Origin of the sequence: Streptomyces sp. MBT53, assembly GCF_016654115.1 — a bacterium.
Taxonomy (GTDB): Bacteria; Actinomycetota; Actinomycetes; order Streptomycetales; family Streptomycetaceae; genus Streptomyces.
This window is the reverse complement of the sequence record NZ_JAEQAZ010000054.1, coordinates 17,469-40,038: the sequence shown is the minus strand read 5'-3', so window position 1 is coordinate 40,038 and position 22,570 is coordinate 17,469. Positions and strand designations below refer to the sequence as shown.

Here is a 22,570-nt window from a genome sequence, read left to right as displayed (position 1 = left end):
ACAGAGTGTCAGGGCGCCCGAGCAACTGACCGGCGGCGTAAGAGGAATGGGGCGGGGAACGGCCATGATGGGACCAGCACACTCACTGTCGGGAGCGGCGGCCTGGCTCGGCGTCGGAGCGGCGACGGCCGCGGCCGGTCATCCGATGCCGTGGCCGGTGATCCTGGTCGGCGCCCTGATCTGCGCCGGCGCCGCGCTCGCCCCGGACCTCGACCACAAGGCGGCGACCATCTCCCGGGCCTTCGGACCCGTCTCGCGGACCGTGTGCGAGGTTGTCGACAAGCTCTCGTACGCCGTCTACAAGGGGACCAGGAAGCAGGGCGACCCGCGCCGCAACGGCGGACACCGCACGCTCACCCACACGTGGCTGTGGGCGGTCCTGATCGGGGCGGGCAGCGCAGGCGTGGCGATCCTGGGCGGTCGCTGGGGAGTGCTGGCGATCCTCTTCGTGCACATGGTGCTGGCCATCGAGGGCCTGCTGTGGCGGGCGGCCCGCGGCTCCAGCAGCGACATCCTGGTGTGGCTGCTGGCGGCGACCAGCGCGTGGATCCTGGCCGGAGTACTGGACAAGCCGGGCAACGGTTCGGACTGGCTGTTCACGGACCAGCACCAGTACCTCTGGCTGGGCCTGCCGGTCGTGCTGGGCGCGCTGGTGCACGACATCGGGGACGCGCTGACCGTCTCCGGCTGCCCGATCCTGTGGCCGATCCCGCTGGGCCGCAAGCGCTGGTACCCGATCGGGCCGCCGAAGGTGATGCGGTTCCGCGCGGGCAGCTGGATCGAACTCAAGGTGCTGATGCCGGTGTTCATACTGCTCGGGGGAGTGGGCTGCGCGGCGGCGCTCAACGTGATCTGAGGCCAGGCCCCGACCCCGGTTCCGGCGTCGACGCGAGCAGCGGCTCACGCCCCGCCGGAACCCTGGCCCGCTTCGCCGGAGCCCTGGCCCGCGCCGCCGCCGTAGCGCCGCTCGAACTGGGCGATACGGCCCTCCGAGTCCACCGTCCGGGCCTTGCCGGTGTAGAAGGGGTGGCTCTCCGAGGAGATCTCCACGTCCACGACCGGGTAGGTCTCGCCGTCGTCCCAGTCGATGGTCCGGTCGCTGGTCGCGGTGGACCGGGTCAGGAACGCGTATCCGGCGGAGCGGTCGCGGAAGACCACGGGGTGGTAGTCGGGCTGCTTGTCCTGCTGCATGGCTGCTCCTCCTGCGGCGGGGGTGTGCGTGAGGGCCAGGGGACGGCGAGGTCAGCCGTAGAGCGAGTCCTCGTCCTCGTCGACGATGTGCATCGCGGCCTCCTCGGCGGAGGCCGCCGCGCCGTCGATGCCCACGTCGGTGGCGATCAGACCGCTCTCCTCGTCCTCGTGCGCCCCTTCATCGGGTGCCACGAGCCGGCCGGAGCGAAGGTCACCGACCTCGGTGTCCCGGAGTTCGCCGTCGGTGTCCTCGGAGTCGCCGAGACCGTCGCCGTCGGGCACCACGAGATCCGGGACCTCCTCGGCGAGGCGCTGGTCGAGCGTCTCACCGTGCTGACGCTCGGCGGCCGTGACATCGGCGCGCTCCACCGCCCAGGGGCGGTCCGGTGGGGACCAGCCGCGGTCGAGCGGGTCCTCTACACCGTCGGCCAGGAGCGTGTCCTCCGCGTCGAGCAGACCCGCGTCGTCCTGAACCTCGGATCCGTCGGGCTGGTAGACGTCGTCTCCCCATCCGTCGACGCTGTTCACGGGAACCTCCAGGTGGTGGGGACCGGCCCGTACTCACCGCGCTCGGCGGCGGGCCGCCGCTGTGCGGGGCACAGGCGGAGCCCGGCACGAACCACATGGTTCCCGGGCACTCCCCGAACCGGTGCCGCTCCCCAGACTTCCACCCCTTTTCCCCCGCGCGCAACGGCACGGGGCCGGACCGGGGGCGACGGCGCGCCGGGACCGTGCCCCGTCAGGGGCGCGGGGAGCTGCGCGACCGGCCCTCACCGGCCCGCAGGTAAACCACCGACCCGCAGACCAGTCACCGCCCCACCAGCGGAGCTACCCGTGCCACGACTGCCAGAGCGCCGCGTAAGCCCCCTCCGCCGCCACCAACTCGTCATGGCTGCCCAACTCGCTGATGCGGCCGTTCTCGACCACCGCGATGACGTCCGCGTCGTGGGCGGTGTGCAACCGGTGGGCGATCGCGACGACCGTACGGCCGTCGAGGACCCTGGCCAGGGAACGCTCCAGATGGCGGGCCGCACGCGGGTCGAGGAGCGAGGTCGCCTCGTCCAGGACCAGCGTGTGCGGATCGGCCAGCACCAGCCGGGCCAGCGCGATCTGCTGGGCCTGAGCCGGGGTGAGCGCCAGCCCGCCCGAACCCACCTCGGTGTCGAGGCCTTCGGCCAGCGCCCGCGCCCATCCGTCCGCGTCGACCGCGCCCAGCGCCGCCCACAGCTCCGCGTCCGGCGCGTCCGTCCGGGCGAGCAGGAGGTTGTCGCGCAGGGAGCCCACGAAGACGTGGTGCTCCTGGTTGACGAGGGCCACATGGGAGCGGACGTGTTCGGCGGTCATCCGGGAGAGTTCGGCGCCGCCGAGGGTGATCCGGCCGTCCCGGGGCGCGTAGATACCGGCGAGGAGCCTGCCCAGGGTGGACTTGCCCGCGCCCGAAGGGCCGACCAGGGCCAGCCGGGTGCCGGGCGCGACCTCCAGGGAGACCTTGCGCAGCACGTCGACGCCCTCGCGGTAGCCGAAGTGCACCCGGTCCGCGTGCACGTCCCGGCCCTCCGGGGACAGCGCGGTGTCCCCGGCATCGGGCTCGATGTCCCGGACGCCGACCAGCCGGGCCAGCGAGACCTGGGCGACCTGGAGCTCGTCGTACCAGCGCAGGATCAGGTTCACCGGGTCGACGAGCATCTGCGCGAGCAGGGCGCCCGTGGTCAGCTCGCCCACCCCGATCCAGCCGTGCAGGACGTACACCCCGCCGAGCATCAGGACCGAACAGAGCACCGTGACATGAGTGATGTTGATGACCGGGAACAGCACCGACCGCAGCCAGAGCGTGTAGTTCTCCCAGGCCGTCCACTCCTTGACGCGGCGCTCCGAGAGGGCGATGCGCCGGTCGCCGAGGCGGTGTGCCTCGACGGTGCGTCCCGCGTCCACGGTCTCGGCGAGGGCCGCTGCCACGGCGGCGTACCCGGCGGCCTCGGAGCGGTAGCCGGCGGGTGCGCGCCTGTAGTACCAGCGGCAGCCGACGACCAGCAGCGGCACCGCGATCAGTACGGCGGGCGCCAGCGCCGGCACGGTCACGACAAGGCCGCCGAGCAGCAGCAGCGCCCACACGACACCGATCGCCAGCTGCGGTACGGCCTCGCGCATCGCGTTGGCGAGCCGGTCGATGTCGGTGGTGATGCGGGACAGGAGGTCGCCGGTGCCCGCCCGTTCCAGGACACCCGGAGGGAGTCCGACCGACCGTACGAGGAAGTCCTCGCGCAGATCGGCCAGCATCCGTTCGCCGAGCATCGCGCCGCGCAGCCGTACCTGCCGGACGAAGAAGGCCTGGACGGCGAGCGCGATCCCGAACAGCCCGATGGCCAGGCCCAGATGAAGCTCACGCGCTCCGTCCGACACCCGCTCGACCAGGTCGCCGAGCAGATAGGGGCCCACCATCGACGCGACCACCGCGACCGTGTTCACCGTGACGAGGAGAAGGAAGGCTCGGCGATGGCGACGGAACAGTTCGGACACGTAGGCGCGTACGGTCGCGGGGGCGCCGACCGGCAGGGTGTTGGCCGTGGTCGGGGCCGCCGGGTCGTACGCCGGGGGCGCCACGCCGATCATGCGGTCTCCTCGATTTCTTCCAGTGCGCCACGCAGCGCGACATCGTGGTCGTCCAGGGTGCTCCGCAGAGCGGCCTCGTCGGCGACGGCGTTCCTCAGTGCCGTCTCGTCCTCCGTCTCGCGGGTCACCACGGCCCGGTACCGGGGCTCGCTGCGGAGCAGTTCGCGGTGGGTGCCGACCGCCACGACCTCGTCCTCGTGCACGAGGACCACCCGGTCCGCGTGGTCCAGGAGCAGGGGCGAGGAGGTGAACACCGCCGTGGTCCGGCCGGCCCGCAACTTCCGTACGCCGTCCGCGATCCGGGCCTCGGTGTGGGAGTCGACGGCGGAGGTCGGCTCGTCCAGGACGAGCACCTCGGGATCGGTGATCAGCGACCGGGCCAGGGCGAGCCGCTGGCGCTGGCCGCCGGAGAGGGAGCGCCCGCGTTCGGTGATGCGGGCGTCCATCGGGTCGTCGGTGTCGAGCGAACCCTGCGCCAGCGCCACCAGCACGTCACCGCACTGCGCGGCGGCCAGGGCCTCCTCCGGGCCGACCGCACCCGAGGAGGGCACATCGAGCAGTTCGCGCAGCGAGCCGGACAGCAGTACCGGGTCCTTGTCCTGGACGAGGACGGCGGTGCGTGCCGAGGCGAGGGGGAGTTCGTCGAGCGCCACGCCGTTCAGGAGCACCGAGGTGCTCGCCTCGGCGGGGTGTCCGCCGAGGCGTTCCGCCAGCCGCCCGGCCGCGTCGGGGTCACCGCACACCACGGCGGTGAACCGGCCGGACGGCACGAGCAGACCGGTGGCCGGGTCGTACAGATCCCCGGCCGGCACCTCGGCCGCGCGCGATCCCACGGTGTCGGTGACCCGCTCCAGGGACAGTACGCGCGCGGCGCGTTTGGCCGAGGGACGGGAGAAGGAGTACGCCATGGCGATCTCCTCGAAGTGCCGCAGCGGGTAGGACAGGACCATCACCGAGCTGTACACGGTGACCAGTTCGCCCACCGTGATCCGGCCCGCGCGGGCCAGGTGCACACCGTGCCAGACGACGACGATCAGCAGCAGACCCGGCAGCAGCACCTGGATCGCGGAGATCAGCGACCACATCCGGGCGCTGCGCACGGCCGCATGGCGCACCTCCTGGGAGGCACGGCGGTAGCGGTCGAGGAACAGTTCCTCACCGCCGATGCCACGCAGCACCCTGAGGCCGGCGACCGTGTCGGAGGCCAGCTCGGTGGCGCGTCCCGCCTTCTCGCGCTGCACGTCCGCGCGCCGGGTGGCACGGGGCAGCAGCGGCAGCACGGAGACCGCCAGCAGGGGCATGCCCACGGCGACGACGACACCGAGTGCAGGTTGGTACACGAAGAGGCCGACACACACGACGACTACGGTCAGCGCGGCGGCCAGGAAGCGGGAGAGCGCCTCCACGAACCAGCCGATCTTCTCGACGTCGCCCGTGGACACGGCCACGACCTCACCGGCCGCGACCCGCCGGGTCAGGGCCGAGCCGAGATGGGCGGCCTGACGGCCGAGCAACTGCTGGACGCGGGCGGCGGCCGTGATCCAGTTGGTGACGGCGGCCCGGTGCAGGAAGGTGTCGCCCACGGCGATGCCCGCTCCGCACAGCGCCATCAGCCCACCGGTCAGGGCGAGCCGGCTGCCGGAGCGGTCGACCACGGCCTGGACGGCGAGTCCCACGCAGAACGGCAGCGTGCAGACGGACACGAAGTGCAGCAGTCCCCAGGCGAGTGACTTGAACTGTCCGCCGAGCTGGTTACGGCCGAGCCACCACAGGAATCGGGGTCCCGAGCGGGCGTCCGGGACACCCGGGTCGGGATACGGAAGGTCTTGAATCTGCATGACGTCCCAGTGGCTCTGGTCGGGGCGGCGGAAGGAACCGCGGAGTGCGGCAACAAACCGTGAAAGGTTCGCCTCGCAGCGTGGTCGGAAGCAAGCGGTTTTCCCCGCCGGGGGCCAGAACCGGCGTTCACCCATCCGTGGTGAGATGTCCGTGACCTCACACAATGTCACCGAACGCGATGTGACCATGGGCCGATGCAGAGTGGCGGCACACGACGTGCGATGGTCGCGATGGCGGCTCTCGGTTCCCTCCTGACGATGACGACCCTGTCCGCGTGCGGAAGTACGGACACACGACGCACCAGCGGCTGGGAGGGGAGACCGGGACCGCAGGCGACCCACCCGAGAAAAGCGGTCGCCGCCCCGGCCCCGACCCGCATCCCGGACGTCGGCGACCGGCTCCACCGCGACATCCCGGCCGGCACGCGCCAAGTTCTGGCGGTCTACGGCGACGGCAAGGACTCCCCGACCTCCACCGCCGTCCTGTTCACGAAGCACGGCTCCACCTGGAACCGGACCCGCAGCTGGCCCGCGCACAACGGCAAGAAGGGCTGGACCCTCGACCACCGCCTCGGGGACGAACGCAGTCCCGTCGGCGTGTTCACCCTGACCGCCGCGGCCGGTGTGCTCGACGACCCGGGCACGGCACTGCCGTACACGCAGGACGAGGGATACGCGGCGCCCCGGGACTGGGACGAGTCGCACTGGCACGACTTCGACTACGTCATCGCCATCGACTACAACCGCGTCCCGGGCACCCCGCCCGACGACGCCGAACAGCCCGAGGGCGAGGACAAGGGCGGCGGGATCTGGCTGCATCTGGACCACGGCAGCGGCACGTCGGCCTGCGTCAGCCTGCCCAAGGAGGCGATGGAGTACCTGCTGCGCACGCTCGACCCGGAGCGGCATCCCGTGGTGCTGATGGGGGACAGGATGGACCTCAAGGGGTAGAACACCGCCCATGAGAAGCCGGATAGTCATGTCCATGCTCGCCGGGGCGACCCTCCTGGCGAGCACCCTTCTAGGCGTGAGCCCCGCCCAGGCAGCCGATACCAAGACCCAGACGGTCGATACCAAGGCGTCATCGGCCGACATCAAAGCCCAATCGGCCGATGTCCCCGCCGAGTTCGGCACCGACTGGCACGACCCCCTGACCGCCGCCCCACCCATCGCCAGGCCCGCCGGAAAGTCCTGCCAAGTCACCCTCGCCGAGGCCCAGTTCCGCGACTTCACCCCGTACCAGGGGACGTACACACCGCCCAAGGCCTGCGGCGACCACTGGAGCAAGGTCGTGCTCCGCCTCGACGGCACGGTCAAGGGCCGCCAGTACGACCGCCTCGGCTACCTGCATGTCGGCGGTGTCGAGATCCTGCGCACCTCGACACCGGAGCCCTCGCCCGACGGCATCGCATGGTCCGTCGAGAAGGACGTCACCCGCTACAGCGCCACCTTCCGCAGCGCACAGAACGTCGAGATGCTCATCGGCAACGTCGTCGACGACACCTACACCGGAGTCATCGACGTCAAGGCCACGCTGACGTTCTACGAGGGGAGACCGGCCGCGGCACAGACCCCCGACCGCGTCCTCACCCTGGGTACCGACTCGACCGTCACCACCCCGCGCAACAGCGAACGCATCGTCGCCGAGGTGTACGCCACCGGATCCGGCGGCGGCTGCGAGGAGTTCTGGTATCTCGCGGTGCCTGACTCGGCGCCGTACTCCTGCCAGGCCGACAAGGGCCCCTACCGCGAGGTGCAGATCAAGGTCGACGGCCAACTCGCCGGAATCGCCGCCCCGTTCCCGAACGTATGGACCGGTGGCTGGTCCGACCCCTTCCTCTGGTACGTCATTCCGGGCCCGCGCGCCTTCGACGTCAAGCCGATCGAATACGACCTCACCCCCTTCGCCGGACTGCTCAACGACGGTCGCCCGCACCACGTCGACGTCTCCGTCGTGGGCGTGCCCGAGGGGCAGAGCGGTTGGAGCGCGCCGGTGAACGTGCTCGTCTGGCAGGACGCGCATCGCGCCCACGTCACCGGAAAGCTCACCCTCGACCGGGCGGGCGAGCTCGCCAACTCCTCGACGTACACGCCCGGTTCGGAGGAACGCGTGGACACGAACGCGGGCCATCGGCTCACCGTCGCCGGTTACGTCGACACCTCGCACGGGCGGTTGGCGACCACCGTCGACCGGAAGCTCACGAACACCTCCGTGCACCGCTGGATCGACGGCGAGAACATGGACGGGCTGGACGCGACCTGGACGGACGACGAGTCGGTGACCGTCGACGGACGGGGGCCGGCCCGGACGACCGCCACGCATCGGACGTACACGATGAACGGTGCGACGACGATCGGGACGGACGACCGGCTGCGTACCGTTCTCACGCTGGGCGACCGGGCGGCGGTCGTCGACACGCGGGACGGACGGCGGACCGGGTGGTCGCGGCTCGACGACACCTACAGCGGGGACGCGACGTACACCCTCAATGTGCCCCGTGATCAGCGGCACGCGGTGGGGACGTCGAGCGAGCGCTACCGGCTCTACGGCTCGGGCGGCTGCTACGACCGTTCGCTGGCGACCGCACAGGGGGTGCTGACCGAGGACCGCAGCGGCTGTTGAGCCGTCGTGCGTGCGACGCGTCACTCGGGTATGTGATTTACACGGCTGTCACACGGAGGTTTTCCGGGGGATCAACAACGGCTCCAAAGTGTCCACTTGGAAGCCGCTTTCCGTATCGCAGAAGTCACCCCACTCGACTTCCGCGAACGACCGTCCCCCCAAGGAGTGCCCGTGCCGCCGTCCGTCCCGTCCCTGCCGCGACGCGTCGCACGCATATTGCGTACCTCTCTCTTCGCGCAGGTCGCCTGCGCGCTCGTCCTCGGAATCCTCGTCGGGAAGCTGTGGCCCGACGTGGCCACCGACCTTCAGCCTCTCGGCGACGGATTCACCCGGCTCATCAAGACGATCATCTCGCCGCTCGTGTTCTGTGTGGTCGTCGTGGGCATCGCCAAGGCCGGTGACCTCAAGGCCTTCGGCCGGATCGGCCTCAAGGCGCTGATCTGGTTCGAGGTCGCGAGCACCGCGGCGCTGATCATCGGCCTGGTCCTCGCCAACGTTGTCCAGCCCGGCTCCGGGATGCATGTCGACCCGTCCAGCCTCAACACCTCGGCGGTGGACGCGAAGACGGGCGGTGCTGCGCTGCCCTCGACGACCGAGTTCATCGTCAACGCGCTGCCCACCAGTTTCATCGGCGCCTTCGCCGAGAACTCCCTGCTCCAAGTCCTCATCCTGGCCTGCCTGGTGGGTGCCGCGCTGCTCCACCTCGGCAACACCAAGGTCCCGCAGGTGCTGCCCGCCATCGAGCAGGCCCAGGAGATCATCTTCGCGGTCGTCGGCTTCGTCATGCGCCTCGCCCCGCTCGCCGTGTTCGGCGCGATGGCGGTCCTCGTCGGCCAGTACGGGCTCGGCGTGATCAAGACCTACGCCAAGCTGATCATCCTCTGCTACGTCGCCGCCGCGCTCTTCGTCGCACTGCTCGCCGTCGCGCTACGGCTGGTCACCGGGCTCAGCCTCTGGAAGTTCCTCCGCTACATCCGTGAGGAGATGCTGCTCGCGCTCGGCACCGCCTCCACCGAATCCGTCATGCCGCGTGTGATGCAGAAGCTGCGCAAGGCCGGCGCCCGTGACGACGCGGTCGGCCTGGTGCTGCCCACCGGCTACTCCTTCAACCTCGACGGCGCCTCCCTCTACCTGTCCATCGGCACTCTGTTCATCGCCCAGGCCGTCGGTGTCGACCTCAGCCTCGGCCAGCAGATCACCGTGATCCTGGTGCTCATGCTCACCAGCAAGGGCATGGCCGGCATCCCCGGTTCTGCCTTCCTCGCCCTGTCCGCGACCGCGTCCTCGCTGGGCGCGATCCCGGCCGGCGCGGTCGCCCTCCTCCTCGGCGTGGACCGCATCATGGACTCGATGCGCGTCGTCACCAACCTCCTCGGCAACTGCGTCGCCGTCTTCGCGGTCTCCCGCTGGGAGGGCGCGCTGGACATCGAGCGCGCGAAGAAGGTTCTCGACGGCGAGATCACGGCCGTAGAAGACGACGTCGTGGAGAACGATGTTGCCAAGGACGACGCGGAGGCGGACGCGGAGCTTCCCGCGCGGCTAGTCAAGGAGTCGGCTACCGAGGCCGGTTGAGCCCTGTCATGACGGGTCGCGGCTCCTGATCCACCTGGACGGTGGGGAGTCGCGGCCCGTTCCTCTATGCGTGGTCGACGAGGTCTGCCGGGTAGGGCTGGTCGAAGTCCGCCGACTGGCTCACCCGCTCCCATGCCTCCGCCTGCGCGATCTGGTCGCGCGAGTAGTTCTGCGCGAGCTCCACGGCGTAGGCGCCCAGGAGGAGGTGGGAGGGCAGCGTCGGCTGCTTGACGACCCGGACCAGGATCTCTCCGGCACGCTTCGGGTCGCCCGCGGCAACCGCCGGGCCGTCGAAGTGGCGGATCAGCGCGCCGACGGTCTCGTCGTACTCCGGCGGTACCTCCGGGATCTGCATCGACGAACCGGCCCAGTCGGTCGCGAAGCCGCCCGGCTCCACGACGAGATACCTGATGCCGAACGGCGTGGTCTCGGCCGCGAGCACGCGGGTGAAGCCGTCGACCGCGAACTTCGCGGCCTGGTACGACCCGAGGCCGGGCGTGCCGCCGACCCGGCCGCCGATGGACGAGAACTGCACGATCGTGCCCGCGCCCTGTGCCTTGAGGATCGGGAGCGCCGCCGTCGAGACGTTGTAGACCCCCCAGAAGTTGGTGTCGAACTGGCGGCGGAAGTCGTCCTCGGGGGTCGTCTCGACCGGGGAGAGGTTGGCGTACCCGGCGTTGTTCACGACCACGTCGATCCCTCCGAAGCGGTCGACTCCCGCCCGCAGAGCTGCCGTTGCCGCCGCTCGGTCGGTTACGTCGAGTGCGACGGGCAGGGCGCGGTCGCCGTACTCCTTCACGAGATCGTCCAACTGCTCCGGCTTGCGTGCCGTGGCGACGACCTGGTCGCCGGCCTCCAGGGCGGCGACGGTGAGGTTGCGGCCGAAGCCGCGGGATGAACCGGTGATGAACCATGTCTGCGTCATGGCTCTAGCAAAACACTGTTTCGTTATTAGTGCAACAGGGTTGCGCTATGCTCTGCGTCATGAGTACGCCCAGCCCGCAACGCGCCCGCAGCGCCGCGGCCAAGCAGCAGCGCGAACGGGCGATTCTCGACGCCGCCCGGTCCCTCGGCGCCGAACGCAGCGTGCGCGAGGTCACGCTCACCGACATCGCCGCGGCCGTGGGCATGCACAAGTCCGCCATGCTGAGGTACTTCGAGACGCGGGAGCAGATCTTCCTGGCGCTCACCGCCGAGGGCTGGGAGGACTGGTCGGGAGCGCTCCGCGCGCGGCTGCGCGAGTTCACCGAAGCGGATCCCCGCGCGGTCGCCGCCGTCCTCGCGCAGTCACTTGTCGCGCGGCCGTTCTTCTGCGACCTGTTGGCTCAGGCGCCGTTGAACCTGGAACGCAATGTCTCCATGGAGGCCGTCTACGAGTTCAAGACGGTCGTACTCGGTGAAGTCGCCGCGCTGGCGACCGAGTTGTGCCGGATATTCGCGATCACCGAACGTGCCGCCGTCGATGTGATCTCCACGGCCACGAGCATGGCCGGGGCGCTGTGGCAGATGGCGGCCCCCGGCACCGGCCTCCGCGCGCTCTACGAGGCCCGCCCCGAGTTGGCGCACGCCGTGGTCGACGTCGAACCCCAACTCGCCCGCATCCTGGGCGCGTTGCTGGAAGGGCTGCGGTCTACCACGGCGTGAGACAAGGGGCTCACAGTGCGGGCGTGCGACCGCGTGTGCTCGCGAAACGGCTGCGGTAGTGCGTCGGCGTGGTGTCCAGATGGCGGGCGAAGGCGCGGCGGAGTGTCTCGTCGGTGCCGAGCCCGCTGTGGTGTGCCGCCGAGGTGACGCTGTGGCCTTCGAGGAGGAGGTGTTGGGCGCGGTCGAGACGGACCCGTTCGACCCAACGAGCCGGTGTGGTCCCGAGTTCGGTGCGGAAGAGCCGTGTCAGGTGCCGGGTGCTGACGGCCGCGGTCGCCGCCATGGTGGGCAGGCTGTGGTCGGCGGCGGGGTCGGCCAGCACGGACGCGATCAGTGAGCGTAGGGGATCGGTGCGCGGTGGCGGGGTGGTGGTCGCCGCGGAGAACTGCGACTGGCCGCCCGGGCGTTGCATGAAGACGATCAGCTCGCGGGCGACGTCCCGGGCCACGGCCGCTCCGTGGTCGTCCTCGACGAGGGCGAGCGCCAGGTCGATCCCGGCAGTGATTCCCGCCGAGGTGATGAAGCGGCCGTCGCGGACATGGATGGCGTCCGGCTCGACGCGCACCAGGGGGTAGCGGCGGGCCAGTGTCCCGGCCTGCCGCCAGTGGGTCGTGGCCGAACGGCCGTCGAGCAGGCCGAGTTCGGCGAGGACGAAGGCGCCCGTGCAGACGGACGTGACCCGTGCCGCACGGTCGGTGAGGGCGCGGGTCGTACTCAACAGCCCTTCCTCGGCGGGGTGTTGGGCCAGCAGATCGCCCCCTGCGACCACCACCGTGTCGACCGGCCCGGCGTCGGCCGCGGTCACCGTGCCGGTCAGGACCAGTCCGTTGGCGGTGGTGACCGGGCCGCCGTGCGGAGAGACCAGTACCAGCTCGTAAGGATGGCCGAGTTTGCCCGACTGGTGCAGCACCTCGGCCGGGCCGCTGACGTCGAGCATGGTCACACCGTCGAAGACGATGAAGCCGACCCGAGGGGGCGAGGCCGTCGTCATGTCCGAATCCGTGGTTTTCGTGGCTCTGAGGACATGGTCCCAGCGTACGCCGCCGAAGATCCTGGAGACACAGGACATCGAGGCAGGTCATCGAGAAGAGGGCAGAACGATGAGTGAAGTGATCGCAGGCGTGGAGATCCCGGACTCCGCTCTGGCGCGGGAGGCGACCGAGCTGGTGCGCGAGGCCGCGTCGCCGCTGCTGTTCGACCACTCGCGGCGGGTGTTCCTGTGGGGCGCCCTGCGCGGCCGGGAGCAGGGGGTCCGTTACGACCCCGAACTGCTCTATGTCGCCGCGATGTTCCACGACCTCGGGCTCACCGAGAAGTTCCGCCGGACCGATCAGCGCTTCGAGATCGACGGCGCCGACGAGGCCCGCCGGTTCCTGCGCGCGCACGGCATCACCGGTGAGCCGGCCGACCGGGTCTGGACGAGCATCGCCCTGCACACCACCCAGGAGATCCCGCTGCACATGTCGGCCGAGATCGCCCTGGTGAACCGGGGTGTGTCGCTGGACGTCGTCGGCATCGGCTACGACGCCGTCTCCGACGAGCAGCGCGCGGCCGTCGTGGCGGCGCACCCCCGCCCGGACTTCAAGAACGGGATCCTCGCCGCCTTCACGGAGGGCATCAAGGACCGCCCCGAGACCACCTTCGGCAACATCAAGGCGGACGTACTGGCCCACTTCGTACCGGGCTTCGTGCGCGGCGACTTCGTCGAGAAGATCAAGGACTCGGACTGGCCGGAGTGACGCCGTAGTGACCGTCGGCCGTAGTGACCGTCGGCCGTGGCGACCGTCGGCCGTGGCGACCGTCGATGGTCAGCAGGACCGCCCGTGCTCCTCATGGGTGCCGGGCGCTCCGTCCACCAGCGTGTCCAGCAAGGTCCGCAACACCTCGCGCTCCACGTCCGTGAGCGGCGCGAGGATCTCGTCCGCGGCGCCCCGCCGGGCGCCGCGCAGCTCGCTGAGCGCCTTGCGGCCGTCGTCCGTGATCTCGATCCGGATGACCCGCCGATTGGACGGGTCGGGCACCCGCCGCACCTTGCCGCTCGCCTCCAGGCCGTCGACCAGTGTCGTCACGGCACGCGGCACCACCTCGAGGCGCTCGGCGAGGTCGGCCATGCGCGGCGGCGAGCCGAAGTGCGCGAGGGTGCGCAGCAGCCGGGACTGGGCCGGGGTGATGCCGAGGTCGCGCTGCTCCAGATGGCGCTTCTGGATGCGGTGCACCCGGCGGGTGAGCCGCAGCAGCTGCTCCGCGAGGAGGCCGTCGGAATCGGGGGTGGTCATGCGGGAACAATATCAGGACGTGGTTCATTGTGAGTATAGGTAACAATGAGCTATGCTCCACGAGTTCTCATCGCTCCACGAGCCCTGAGCGCCCGACCAGTCCTGATCGCCTCACCATCCCGTAGGAGACCATGCCCCGCGACGAAATCAACTGGACACCGTCCCCAGGCACCTCGACCGACCAGCCCCGGCAGGTGCGCCGCATCCTCAAGCTCTTCAAGCCCTACCGCGCCCGGCTCGCGGTCGTCGGCCTCTTGGTCGGTGCCGCGTCCCTGGTGACCGTGGCGACCCCGTTCCTGCTGAAGGAGACGCTGGACGTCGCCATCCCGCAGGGCCGCACCGGACTGCTGAGCCTGCTCGCGCTCGGCATGATCCTGAGCGCCGTCCTGACCAGCATCTTCGGCGTACTGCAGACCCTCATCTCCACGACGGTCGGCCAGCGCGTCATGCACGACCTGCGCACGGCCGTCTACGGCCGGCTGCAGCGCATGTCGCTCGCCTTCTTCACCCGGACCCGCACCGGCGAGGTCCAGTCCCGTATAGCCAACGACATCGGCGGCATGCAGGCCACCGTCACCTCCACGGCCACCTCCCTGGTGTCGAACCTGACCAGTGTGGTCGCCACGATCATCGCGATGATCGCCCTGGACTGGCGGCTCACCGTCGTCTCGCTGCTGCTGCTCCCGGTCTTCGTCTGGATCAGCCGGCGGGTCGGCAACGAACGCAAGAAGATCGCCACCCGGCGCCAGAAGCAGATGGCCGTGATGGCCGCCACGGTCACCGAGTCGCTGTCCGTCAGCGGCATCCTGCTCGGCCGCACCATGGGTCGCTCCGACTCCCTCACCCAGTCCTTCTCGGAGGAGTCCGAGGGCCTGGTCGACCTGGAGATCAGGTCGAACATGGCCGGGCGCTGGCGCATGGCCGTCATCTCGATCGTCATGGCCGCGATGCCCGCCGTCATCTACTGGACCGCCGGAATCGCCCTCCAGATGGGCGGCCCGGACGTCTCGATCGGCACCATCGTCGCCTTCGTCTCGCTCCAGCAGGGCCTGTTCCGCCCGGCCGTCAGCCTGCTGTCGACCGGCGTCCAGATCCAGACCTCGCTGGCGCTTTTCGCGCGCATCTTCGAGTACCTCGACCTCCCGATCGACATCACCGAACGCGAGAACCCGGTCCACCTGGACAGCATCAAGGGCGAAGTCGCCTTCGAGGGCGTCGAGTTCCACTACGACGACAAGAGCGGCGCGATCCTCGACGGCATCGACATCACCGTCCCGGCGGGCAACAGCCTCGCGATCGTCGGCCCGACCGGCGCCGGAAAGTCGACCCTCGGCTATCTCGCGCCCCGGCTCTACGACGTGACGGGCGGCCGTGTCACCCTCGACGGGGTCGACGTCCGCGACCTGGACTTCGACACGCTCGCGCGTGCCGTCGGCGTCGTCTCCCAGGAGACGTACCTCTTCCATGCCACGGTCGCCGACAACCTCCGCTTCGCGAAGCCGGACGCCACCGACGAGGAGCTGTACGCGGCGGCACGCGCGGCGCAGATCCACGACCACATCGCGGGCCTGCCCGACGGGTACGACACGGTCGTCGGCGAGCGCGGCCACCGGTTCTCCGGCGGTGAGAAGCAGCGGCTTGCCATCGCGCGCACGATCCTGCGCGACCCGCCGGTCCTCATCCTCGACGAGGCGACCAGCGCGCTCGACAACCGCACCGAAGCGGCCGTCCAGGACGCCATCGACGCCCTGTCGGCCAACCGCACCACGCTCACCATCGCCCACCGCCTGTCCACCATCCGCAGCGCCGACCAGATCGTGGTCCTCGACTCCGGGCACGTGGCGGAACGGGGCACGCACGAGGAACTGCTCGAACTGGACGGGCGGTACGCGGCTCTCGTACGCCGGGACGCCCAACTGGAACCGACAAGCTGAACCGAAACCGACAAGCTGAAGATATGCCGGGATTGTGACGATATGCGGGTTACCGTGCCCGCATGCAGATGAACACTCCGCCACGGAGCACGATTCGACTGACCCGCCGGGGCCGGGTCGCCCTCATCGCGACCGGGGCTGTCGTGGCCGGTACCGCCGTGGCGGTGCCGCTGCTCAGCCTGGCAGGCGAGGGGGACGCACGCCCCACCTCGCTGGTCATCCCGGAGGGCTGGCGCTCGGGCCAGATCTACGACGCCGTCGACAAGGCCCTCGCGCTCCCGGCCGGCACCACCAAGAAGGCCATCCCGAAAGCCGGCCTCAAGCTGCCGAACGACGCGGAGGGCAACCCCGAGGGCTATCTCTTCCCGGCGACCTATCCGCTGAAGGAGAAGGCCACGCCGGAGTCGCTGCTGTCGTTCATGGTCAACATCGCGAACCGGAAGTTCAACGGCGCCCCGGTCGCGGCCGGCGCCCAGCGCAACGCGATGAACGTCTACCAGGCGGTCACCATCGCGAGCATCGTCCAGGCCGAGGCGGCCTCCAAGGCCGACATGGGGAAGGTGGCCCGGGTCATCTTCAACCGCCTCGAACGCGGGATGCCCCTCCAGATGGACTCCACCATCAACTACGCCCTCAACCGCAGCACGTTGAGGACGACCACGAACGACACCCGGGTCGACAGCCCCTACAACTCCTACCAGCGCATGGGCCTGCCGCCCACCCCGATCGACAACCCGGGCGAGGACGCGATGCGCGCCGCGATCAACCCGCCCCCGGGCGACTGGCTCTACTTCGTCACGGTCAAGCCCGGCGACACCCGCTTCGCGGCCACCTACGAGGAGCACCAGCGCAATGTCGCGGAGTTCAACGCGGCTCAGAAGAGCGGCAGTTCGCAGCCCGCGAAGTGACCTGCCCGGGAAGACGTCGGGCGGCGGCCGGCTCCCCGGCCGACGTCCGCCCGAGGTCCGGTGGGGGCGAAGTGCCCCCGGAGGGCGGCCTCAGACCGTGAGCGCCCCTCAGGCCGACGGCCGCCTGAAGTCCCGTAGGACGGACGCGCCCCCAGGGAGGCGACTTCAGACCGCGACCGGCTCACCGGCCAACAGCCGTCTGATGTCCCGTACGGCCGCACGCCCCGCGCGGTTGGCGCCGATGGTGCTCGCGGACGGCCCGTAGCCGACCAGATGGATGCGGGGATCGGCGGTCACCCGGGTGCCGTCGAGCCGGATGCCGCCGCCCGGGCCGCGCAGCTTCAGCGGTGCCAGGTGGTCGATCGCCGCCCGGAAGCCGGTCGCCCACAGGATGACATCGGCGTCCACATGGCGGCCGTCGTCCCAGGCCACGCCCTCGGGCGTGATCCGGTCGAACATCGGCTGCCGGTCCAGGACCCCGTCCGCGATGGCCTGCCGGATCGCGTCGTTCAGCGGCAGCCCCGTCACGGAGACGACACTCCTCGGTGGCAGTCCCTGTCGCACCCGCTCCTCCACCAGCGCGACGGCCGCCCGCCCCACGTCCTCGGTGAAGGGCCCTTCGCGGAAGACCGGTGGACGCCGGGTCACCCACGTCGTCGTCGCCGCGTACGGCGCCAACTCCATCAGATGCTGCGTACCGGACGCGCCCCCGCCCACCACGACCACCCGCAGCCCGGCGAACTCCTCGGGCCCCGGGTACTGAGCGGTGTGCAACTGCCGCCCCCGGAAAGTCTCCTGGCCCGGATAGCGCGGCCAGAACGGCCGGTCCCAGGTGCCGGTCGCGTTGATCAGCGCCCGCGTCGACCACGTACCGTCCGATGTCTCCACGAGCAGCCGCCCGCCCTCGCCCTCCCGTACCGCCTGCACATCCACCGGCCGCCGCACCCTCAGGTCGAAGGCACGCTCGTAGGCGGCGAAGTACTCGGCGATGACCTCGGCGGACGGCCGGTCGGGATCCCCATCGGTCAGTTCCATGCCCGGCAGCGCGTGCATCCCGTGGACCTTGCCGTACGTGAGCGACGGCCACCGGAACTGCCAGGCACCGCCCGGCGCGGGCGCGTGGTCCAGCACCACGAAGTCGCGCTCCGGCTCGAAACCGGTGCGCCGCAGGTGATAGGCGCCGGCGAGTCCTGCCTGCCCGGCGCCTATGACGACCACGTCGACCTCACGGGTGTTGTTCACGCTTCTACGAACAGCACCGAGGCCGTGGATCTTCCCGAACCCCCTCCCGCGCGCTCAGCGCCCGCTGCCCACGAGGAACGGCACCCCCGCCCGCGCCGGCCCCTCGACCAGCCCGCGCGCAGCCAGCTCGGGAATCACGCCCTCGCCGAACCAGTACGCCTCCTCCAGGTGCGGATACCCGGACAGCACGAAGTGCTCGACGCCCAGCGAGTGGTACTCCTCGATCAGATCGGCGACCTCGGCATGGCTGCCCACGAGCGCGGTGCCCGCGCCGCCCCGGACGAGACCGACCCCCGCCCACAGGTTCGGATGGATCTCCAGATCGGCACGCGAACCGCCGTGCAGCGCCAGCATCCGCTGCTGCCCCACCGACTCACTGCGCCCGAGCGCCGTCTGCGCCGCCGCGATCGTGTCCGCGTCGAGGTCGTCGAGCAGCCGGTTCGCGGTCGCCCACGCCTCGGCCGACGAGTCCCGCGAGATGGTGTGCAGCCGTACCCCGAACCGCACGTCCCGCCCCTCGCGCTCGGCGAGCCCGCGAATCCAGTTGATCTTCTCCTTGACCTGCGCGGGCGGTTCTCCCCAGGTGAGATACACGTCCGCATGCCGGGCGGCCACGGGCCCGGCCGCCGCCGACGAACCACCGAAGAACACCTGCGGCACCGGATCGGGCGGCAGTGCCGTCAGCCCGCCCTCGACCTGGTAGTGCACCCCGTCGAAGTCGTACGGCTTGCCGCGCCACACCCCTCGTACGACCGACAGGAACTCGTCGGTACGGGCGTATCGCCGGTCGTGGTCGAGATGGTCGCCGAAGCGTCGCTGCTCGGCCGAGTCGCCGCCGGTGACGACGTTGAGCAACAGCCGCCCGCGCGTGAGGCGTTGATAGGTCGCCGCCATCTGCGCGGCGAGCGTCGGCGAGATCACCCCCGGCCGGAACGCCACCAGGAACTTCAGCCGCTCGGTGTGCTGCGCGAGCGCCACGGTGGTCAGCCAGGCGTCCTCGCACCACGTTCCGGTCGGCGTGAGTACCGCCTCGAAGCCCAACTGCTCGGCCGCCTTGGCGATTTGGGCGAGGTACTCGATGTCCGGCGGCCGCACCCCGCGGACCGCTCCCGCGCGGTTGGGGCCGTAGGCGTGCCGGTCGACGAGCGTACGGCCGTCGCCGCCGGTCGGCAGGAACCAGTGCAGACGCACACCCATGTCACGAACCTCCCGTGGTGCGCGGGGCGGAGGTGGAGGCCGGCAGGCTGCCGTTGTAGCGCGTGTCCACGAACTCGGCGAAGTCCACCTTCCGTGGAATCAGCTTGAGTTGGGTGAAGGTGTCGGCGATCTGCTGCTCCGAGGCGATGAGCGGCTTGTCGACGGCGACCGAGACCCGGGTGGAGTTGGTGCGCTTCACCGAGGCCAGCGCCACTTCGTACGGCAGCCCGGTGTCCTTCGACCACACCTTGGCCCACGCCTCCTGGTGGGAGAACACCCAGGTCTGGGCCCGCCGCAGCCGGTCCAGGTAGTCCTTGATGGCGGCGGCCTTCTTCTTGTCCGCCAGTGCGCCGGGCGCCGCCACCTGGAAGGTGAGCCCGTTGGTCACGCCCTGACCGGTGGTGAGGACGCGGCCCTGCTTGGCCTGGAGGATCTGCGAGGTGTACGGGTCCCACACCGCCCACGCGTCGATCTTGCCGGAGGTGAACGCGGCCAGCGCGTCGGCCGGTTGGAGGTACTTGACCTTGACGTCGCTCAGTGCGAGCCCGGCCGCCTTGAGGGAGGCGACCAGCTGGAAGTGCGCGGACGAACCCTGCGCCACGGCGATGGACTTGCCCTTGAGCTGCTGCGGCGAGGTGAGTTTCGAGTCCTTCGGCACGAGGACGGCGTCGCCCTCGGACGTGCCGTGCCAGGCGGCCACCACCTTGATCTTCGAGCCGGCGCCCGCCGCGAACACCGGCGGGGTGTTGCCGACTCCGCCGATGTCGACGGCCTTGGCGTTGACGGCCTCCAGGAGCGGCGGGCCGGAGGTGAACGTGGACCACTTGATCTTGTAGTCCAGGTTCTTGAGTTCACCGGCGGCCCGCAGAACCGCCTCCGAACCGCCTTTCTGGTCACCGACGTTGAGGGTGAGCGATCCCTTGCCGTCGGTGCCGGTCGAGGTCTCGGCGGCCGAGTTCCCGCCGCAGGCGGAGAGCAGGAGGGCGAGCGGGAGCAACAGGGCGGCGGGGACGAGGCTTCGTCGCATGAGGGGGGAGTCCGTTCTCGGTAACTGGTCTGGACGACTGGGTTGAACAAGGTTGAACTGGGTTGAGGCGTGGGGGAGTTCAGGCGGCTTCGGCGGCGGTGTCGACACCGAGGCGTTCCAGGAGTCCGGCGCGCAGTTCGGCGAACCGGGGGTCGGTGATGTCGCGCGGCCGGTCGAGGTCGATGTGCTGCTCGTGCGCGATGACGCCGTCGTCCATCACCAGGACACGGTCGGCGAGCAGCACGGCCTCCTCGACGTCGTGGGTCACCAACAGGACGGCGCAGCCCCGCCGTTGCCACAGCTCGCCCACCAGCCGCTGGGCCTTGATGCGGGTGAGGGCGTCGAGCGCGCCGAACGGCTCGTCGAGCAGCAGCAGATCGGGCTCGCGCACCAGGGCACGGGCCAGCGAGGCGCGCTGCGCCTCGCCGCCGGACAGCGTCTTGGGCCAGGCGTCGGCGTGGTCCCCGAGCCCGACCTCCGCCAACGCCCGCTCCGCCACGGTCCGTTCGGGCTTGCCGGGCAGTCCGAGCAGGACGTTGCGCCACACCTTCTTCCACGGCATCAGCCGGGGTGCCTGGAACGCGACGGCCTTGCGGCGCGGTACGAGGACGGTGCCCTCGATGTCCCGGTCGAGCCCGGCGAGGATGCGCAGCAACGTGGACTTGCCGCAGCCGCTGCGGCCGAGCAGCGCCACGAACTCGCCCTGCCGTACGTCGAGTTGGAGCCTGTCGATGACGGGGCGGCCGTCGAAGGAGCGGGTCAGCCCCTCGACGCGCACCGCCTGCGAGGTGACCGGCTGTGCGGTCACCGGCCCGTGAACGTCGGTCGCCATTGCAGCAACAGCCTTTCGAGGGTTCGGACGACGAAGTCGGCCAGCAGGCCGAGGAAGGCGTAGACGATCAGGCAGACCACGATCACGTCGGTCTGCAGGAAGTCCCGCGCCTGCACCATGAGGAAGCCGATCCCGGCGTCCGCGTTGATCTGCTCGGCGAAGACGAGCGCCAGCCAGGCGATACCGAGGGAGTAGCGCAGCCCGGTCATCGCGTTGGGCAGTGCGCCCGGCAGGACCACATGCCGTACGAGCCCCCAGCGGGTCAGCCCGAGCGACTCCCCGGCCTCGATCAACTGGCTGTCCACGCCCCGGATTCCGGCGTAGACGTTGAGATAGAGCGGGAAGGTCACACCGAGCGTGATGATGGCGACCTTCGGAGCCTCGCCGATGCCAAACCAGATGATGAACAGCGGGATCAGCCCCACGAAGGGCACGGTTCGGAGCATCTGCACGGGCGCGTCGACCAGGTCCTCGCCGATCCTGAACAGGCCGGAGACCAGGGCGAGTCCGGTGCCGATGACGGTGCCGAGCAGCAGCCCGATCGCGACGCGCTGGAGCGAGGTGGTCATGGCGGAGGGCAGCGAGCCGTTGTCGATCAGATCCCAGCCGACGTGCGCGATCCGCCCGGGCGAGGCGAGCACGTCGGAGGTCAACACGCCTGTGCTGCTGAGGAGTTGCCACAGCGCGAGCAGTACGAGCGGGCCGGTGGTGCGGCGCAGCCAGCGAGGGACGCGGGTGCGGCGGGAGGAGGTGGGGACGAGGGGGAGGAGTTCGAGGGGCGCGGGCTCGTCCGAGCGGGCGTCCGGATCGGCCTTCGAGGCGGATATACGGGAAATGTCGGGCCCGGGAGAGCCGGGTGGGGCATGGCTGATGCTCATGGGTGCTCCACGGAGTGGGGGAGAGCGTCCGGTGAGGAAGGGGGTACGCCTCAACGCCGCCGCGTCACGACGGTGTGCGCGGGCGCGACGGAGTGCGGGAAGGGAGGGGGTGAGGCGGAAGAAGGCGTCAGCAGCCGCGACAACACGCGGCGGAGGCCACCCGCAGCAGGTCGATGTGACCGCGCGTGGTGAGCAGAACTGAACGCAACATGCGGCCGAAACTAGGTCAGATGGCGTGCCACGGTCAACGGTGTCTCGCGGACTGGACCCCTCGTATCACGGGCCGGTCGGCCGACCGGGTGGGCAACCCGACGCATGGGTCAGGATGGGAACATGCCAGCTGCCTTCACCACCCGAGTTCTGCACGTCGCCACCGGCTCCAGGGAGCGGGTCATGGACCTGACCCGCGACTGCGAGGCCTTCCTGCGGGAGGTGGCGGCCGGCCGCGACGGCCTCCTCAACGTCTTCGTCCCGCATGCCACCGCGGGCGTCGCGATCCTCGAAACCGGCGCGGGCAGCGACGACGACCTCCTCGCCGCCCTGCACACCCTTCTCCCCGCCGACGACCGCTGGCAGCACCGCCACGGCAGCCCCGGCCACGGCCGCGACCACGTCCTCCCGGCCTTCGTACCGCCGCACGCGACGCTGCCGGTGCTGGGCGGGCGGCTGGAGTTGGGGACGTGGCAGTCGGTGTGTCTGGTCGACACCAACATTGACAATGCCGACCGTCAGGTGCGGTTGAGCTTCCTCGGGTGAGGTGGATCCGGGGTCTCCTTGGTTTCCATGCGGGCGCGGACA

At 70.4% G+C, this 22,570-nt stretch carries 22 protein-coding genes; 9 read left to right on the top strand and 13 right to left on the bottom strand.

The annotated features are described in order from the left end of the window. Window positions 1-64 precede the first annotated feature (64 nt). Window positions 65-856 carry a metal-dependent hydrolase gene (locus JHN45_RS21420; protein ID WP_200682452.1) on the top strand — a complete coding sequence of 264 codons (792 nt, stop codon included), beginning with the start codon at window positions 65-67 and terminating at the stop codon, window positions 854-856. Between the two features lie 44 nt (window positions 857-900). Here JHN45_RS21420 and JHN45_RS21415 read toward each other — a convergent pair whose 3' ends face one another. The 4 genes from JHN45_RS21415 to JHN45_RS21400 form a co-directional block, all read right to left on the bottom strand. After that, a complete protein-coding gene (locus tag JHN45_RS21415) occupies window positions 901-1,191 on the bottom strand; it encodes a type B 50S ribosomal protein L31 (RefSeq protein WP_200708991.1) in 291 nt (96 codons plus the stop codon). Window positions 1,192-1,242: 51 nt separating this feature from the next. Then, on the bottom strand, window positions 1,243-1,719 hold the full coding sequence (locus tag JHN45_RS21410) for a DUF5709 domain-containing protein (protein ID WP_200708992.1): 477 nt from the start codon (window positions 1,717-1,719) through the stop codon (window positions 1,243-1,245). Between the two features lie 300 nt (window positions 1,720-2,019). Further along, on the bottom strand, window positions 2,020-3,801 hold the full coding sequence (locus JHN45_RS21405) for an ABC transporter ATP-binding protein (protein ID WP_201050081.1): 1,782 nt from the start codon (window positions 3,799-3,801) through the stop codon (window positions 2,020-2,022). Further along, window positions 3,798-5,639, bottom strand: a complete 1,842-nt coding sequence (locus JHN45_RS21400; protein ID WP_201050080.1) for an ABC transporter ATP-binding protein — start codon at window positions 5,637-5,639, stop codon at window positions 3,798-3,800. Before JHN45_RS21400 ends, JHN45_RS21405 begins: the two co-directional genes overlap by 4 nt. Window positions 5,640-5,834: 195 nt before the next feature. Here JHN45_RS21400 and JHN45_RS21395 point away from each other — a divergent pair, with 195 nt between their 5' ends. From JHN45_RS21395 to JHN45_RS21385, 3 genes are all read left to right on the top strand, one after another. After that, window positions 5,835-6,590 carry a L,D-transpeptidase family protein gene (locus tag JHN45_RS21395; protein WP_201050079.1) on the top strand — a complete coding sequence of 252 codons (756 nt, stop codon included), beginning with the start codon at window positions 5,835-5,837 and terminating at the stop codon, window positions 6,588-6,590. A 10-nt stretch (window positions 6,591-6,600) separates the two neighbouring features. After that, a complete protein-coding gene (locus JHN45_RS21390) occupies window positions 6,601-8,262 on the top strand; it encodes a peptide-N4-asparagine amidase (RefSeq protein WP_307783155.1) in 1,662 nt (553 codons plus the stop codon). Window positions 8,263-8,433: 171 nt separating this feature from the next. After that, on the top strand, window positions 8,434-9,834 hold the full coding sequence (locus tag JHN45_RS21385) for a cation:dicarboxylate symporter family transporter (RefSeq protein ID WP_201050078.1): 1,401 nt from the start codon (window positions 8,434-8,436) through the stop codon (window positions 9,832-9,834). Window positions 9,835-9,898: 64 nt separating this feature from the next. On the opposite strand, the gene JHN45_RS21380 is transcribed toward JHN45_RS21385, so the two are convergent. Further along, a complete protein-coding gene (locus JHN45_RS21380; RefSeq protein WP_201050077.1) occupies window positions 9,899-10,759 on the bottom strand; it encodes an SDR family NAD(P)-dependent oxidoreductase in 861 nt (286 codons plus the stop codon). Window positions 10,760-10,818: 59 nt separating this feature from the next. Here JHN45_RS21380 and JHN45_RS21375 point away from each other — a divergent pair, with 59 nt between their 5' ends. Then, window positions 10,819-11,478, top strand: coding sequence for a TetR/AcrR family transcriptional regulator (locus JHN45_RS21375; RefSeq protein WP_200708998.1), 660 nt, complete (start codon window positions 10,819-10,821; stop codon window positions 11,476-11,478). 10 nt (window positions 11,479-11,488) lie between these two features. On the opposite strand, the gene JHN45_RS21370 is transcribed toward JHN45_RS21375, so the two are convergent. Beyond that, window positions 11,489-12,469 (bottom strand): GlxA family transcriptional regulator, encoded by a 981-nt coding sequence (locus JHN45_RS21370; RefSeq protein WP_201050076.1) that lies wholly within the window; start codon window positions 12,467-12,469, stop codon window positions 11,489-11,491. Between the two features lie 109 nt (window positions 12,470-12,578). On the opposite strand from JHN45_RS21370, the gene JHN45_RS21365 reads away from it, so the two are divergent. Then, window positions 12,579-13,217 carry an HD domain-containing protein gene (locus JHN45_RS21365; protein WP_201050075.1) on the top strand — a complete coding sequence of 213 codons (639 nt, stop codon included), beginning with the start codon at window positions 12,579-12,581 and terminating at the stop codon, window positions 13,215-13,217. A gap of 69 nt (window positions 13,218-13,286) precedes the next feature. Here the strand turns inward: JHN45_RS21365 and JHN45_RS21360 are convergent, their stop codons facing one another. Next, on the bottom strand, window positions 13,287-13,754 hold the full coding sequence (locus tag JHN45_RS21360; RefSeq protein ID WP_201050074.1) for a MarR family winged helix-turn-helix transcriptional regulator: 468 nt from the start codon (window positions 13,752-13,754) through the stop codon (window positions 13,287-13,289). A gap of 131 nt (window positions 13,755-13,885) precedes the next feature. Between JHN45_RS21360 and JHN45_RS21355 the strand changes: the two genes are divergently transcribed. Further along, window positions 13,886-15,688, top strand: coding sequence for an ABC transporter ATP-binding protein (locus JHN45_RS21355; RefSeq protein WP_201050073.1), 1,803 nt, complete (start codon window positions 13,886-13,888; stop codon window positions 15,686-15,688). 62 nt (window positions 15,689-15,750) lie between these two features. After that, window positions 15,751-16,596 carry an endolytic transglycosylase MltG gene (gene mltG / locus JHN45_RS21350; protein ID WP_201050072.1) on the top strand — a complete coding sequence of 282 codons (846 nt, stop codon included), beginning with the start codon at window positions 15,751-15,753 and terminating at the stop codon, window positions 16,594-16,596. A gap of 165 nt (window positions 16,597-16,761) precedes the next feature. On the opposite strand, the gene JHN45_RS21345 is transcribed toward mltG, so the two are convergent. The 6 genes from JHN45_RS21345 to JHN45_RS54725 form a co-directional block, all read right to left on the bottom strand. Then, window positions 16,762-17,838: an NAD(P)-binding domain-containing protein gene (locus JHN45_RS21345; RefSeq protein ID WP_201050071.1), complete on the bottom strand. Its 1,077-nt coding sequence runs from the start codon at window positions 17,836-17,838 to the stop codon at window positions 16,762-16,764. 54 nt (window positions 17,839-17,892) lie between these two features. Beyond that, window positions 17,893-19,035, bottom strand: coding sequence for an LLM class flavin-dependent oxidoreductase (locus tag JHN45_RS21340; RefSeq protein WP_201050070.1), 1,143 nt, complete (start codon window positions 19,033-19,035; stop codon window positions 17,893-17,895). A gap of 1 nt (window position 19,036) precedes the next feature. Continuing rightward, entirely contained in the window at window positions 19,037-20,062 is a 1,026-nt protein-coding gene (locus JHN45_RS21335; protein ID WP_201050069.1) for an ABC transporter substrate-binding protein, read from the bottom strand. A gap of 79 nt (window positions 20,063-20,141) precedes the next feature. Beyond that, a complete protein-coding gene (locus JHN45_RS21330) occupies window positions 20,142-20,894 on the bottom strand; it encodes an ABC transporter ATP-binding protein (RefSeq protein WP_201050068.1) in 753 nt (250 codons plus the stop codon). Next, window positions 20,867-21,772 (bottom strand): ABC transporter permease, encoded by a 906-nt coding sequence (locus JHN45_RS21325; RefSeq protein ID WP_201050067.1) that lies wholly within the window; start codon window positions 21,770-21,772, stop codon window positions 20,867-20,869. Before JHN45_RS21325 ends, JHN45_RS21330 begins: the two co-directional genes overlap by 28 nt. Before the next feature lie 127 nt (window positions 21,773-21,899). Further along, window positions 21,900-21,983 (bottom strand): putative leader peptide, encoded by an 84-nt coding sequence (locus JHN45_RS54725; protein ID WP_315986669.1) that lies wholly within the window; start codon window positions 21,981-21,983, stop codon window positions 21,900-21,902. 122 nt (window positions 21,984-22,105) lie between these two features. Between JHN45_RS54725 and JHN45_RS21320 the strand changes: the two genes are divergently transcribed. Continuing rightward, window positions 22,106-22,528 carry a secondary thiamine-phosphate synthase enzyme YjbQ gene (locus JHN45_RS21320; protein ID WP_201050066.1) on the top strand — a complete coding sequence of 141 codons (423 nt, stop codon included), beginning with the start codon at window positions 22,106-22,108 and terminating at the stop codon, window positions 22,526-22,528. Window positions 22,529-22,570: the final 42 nt, after the last annotated feature.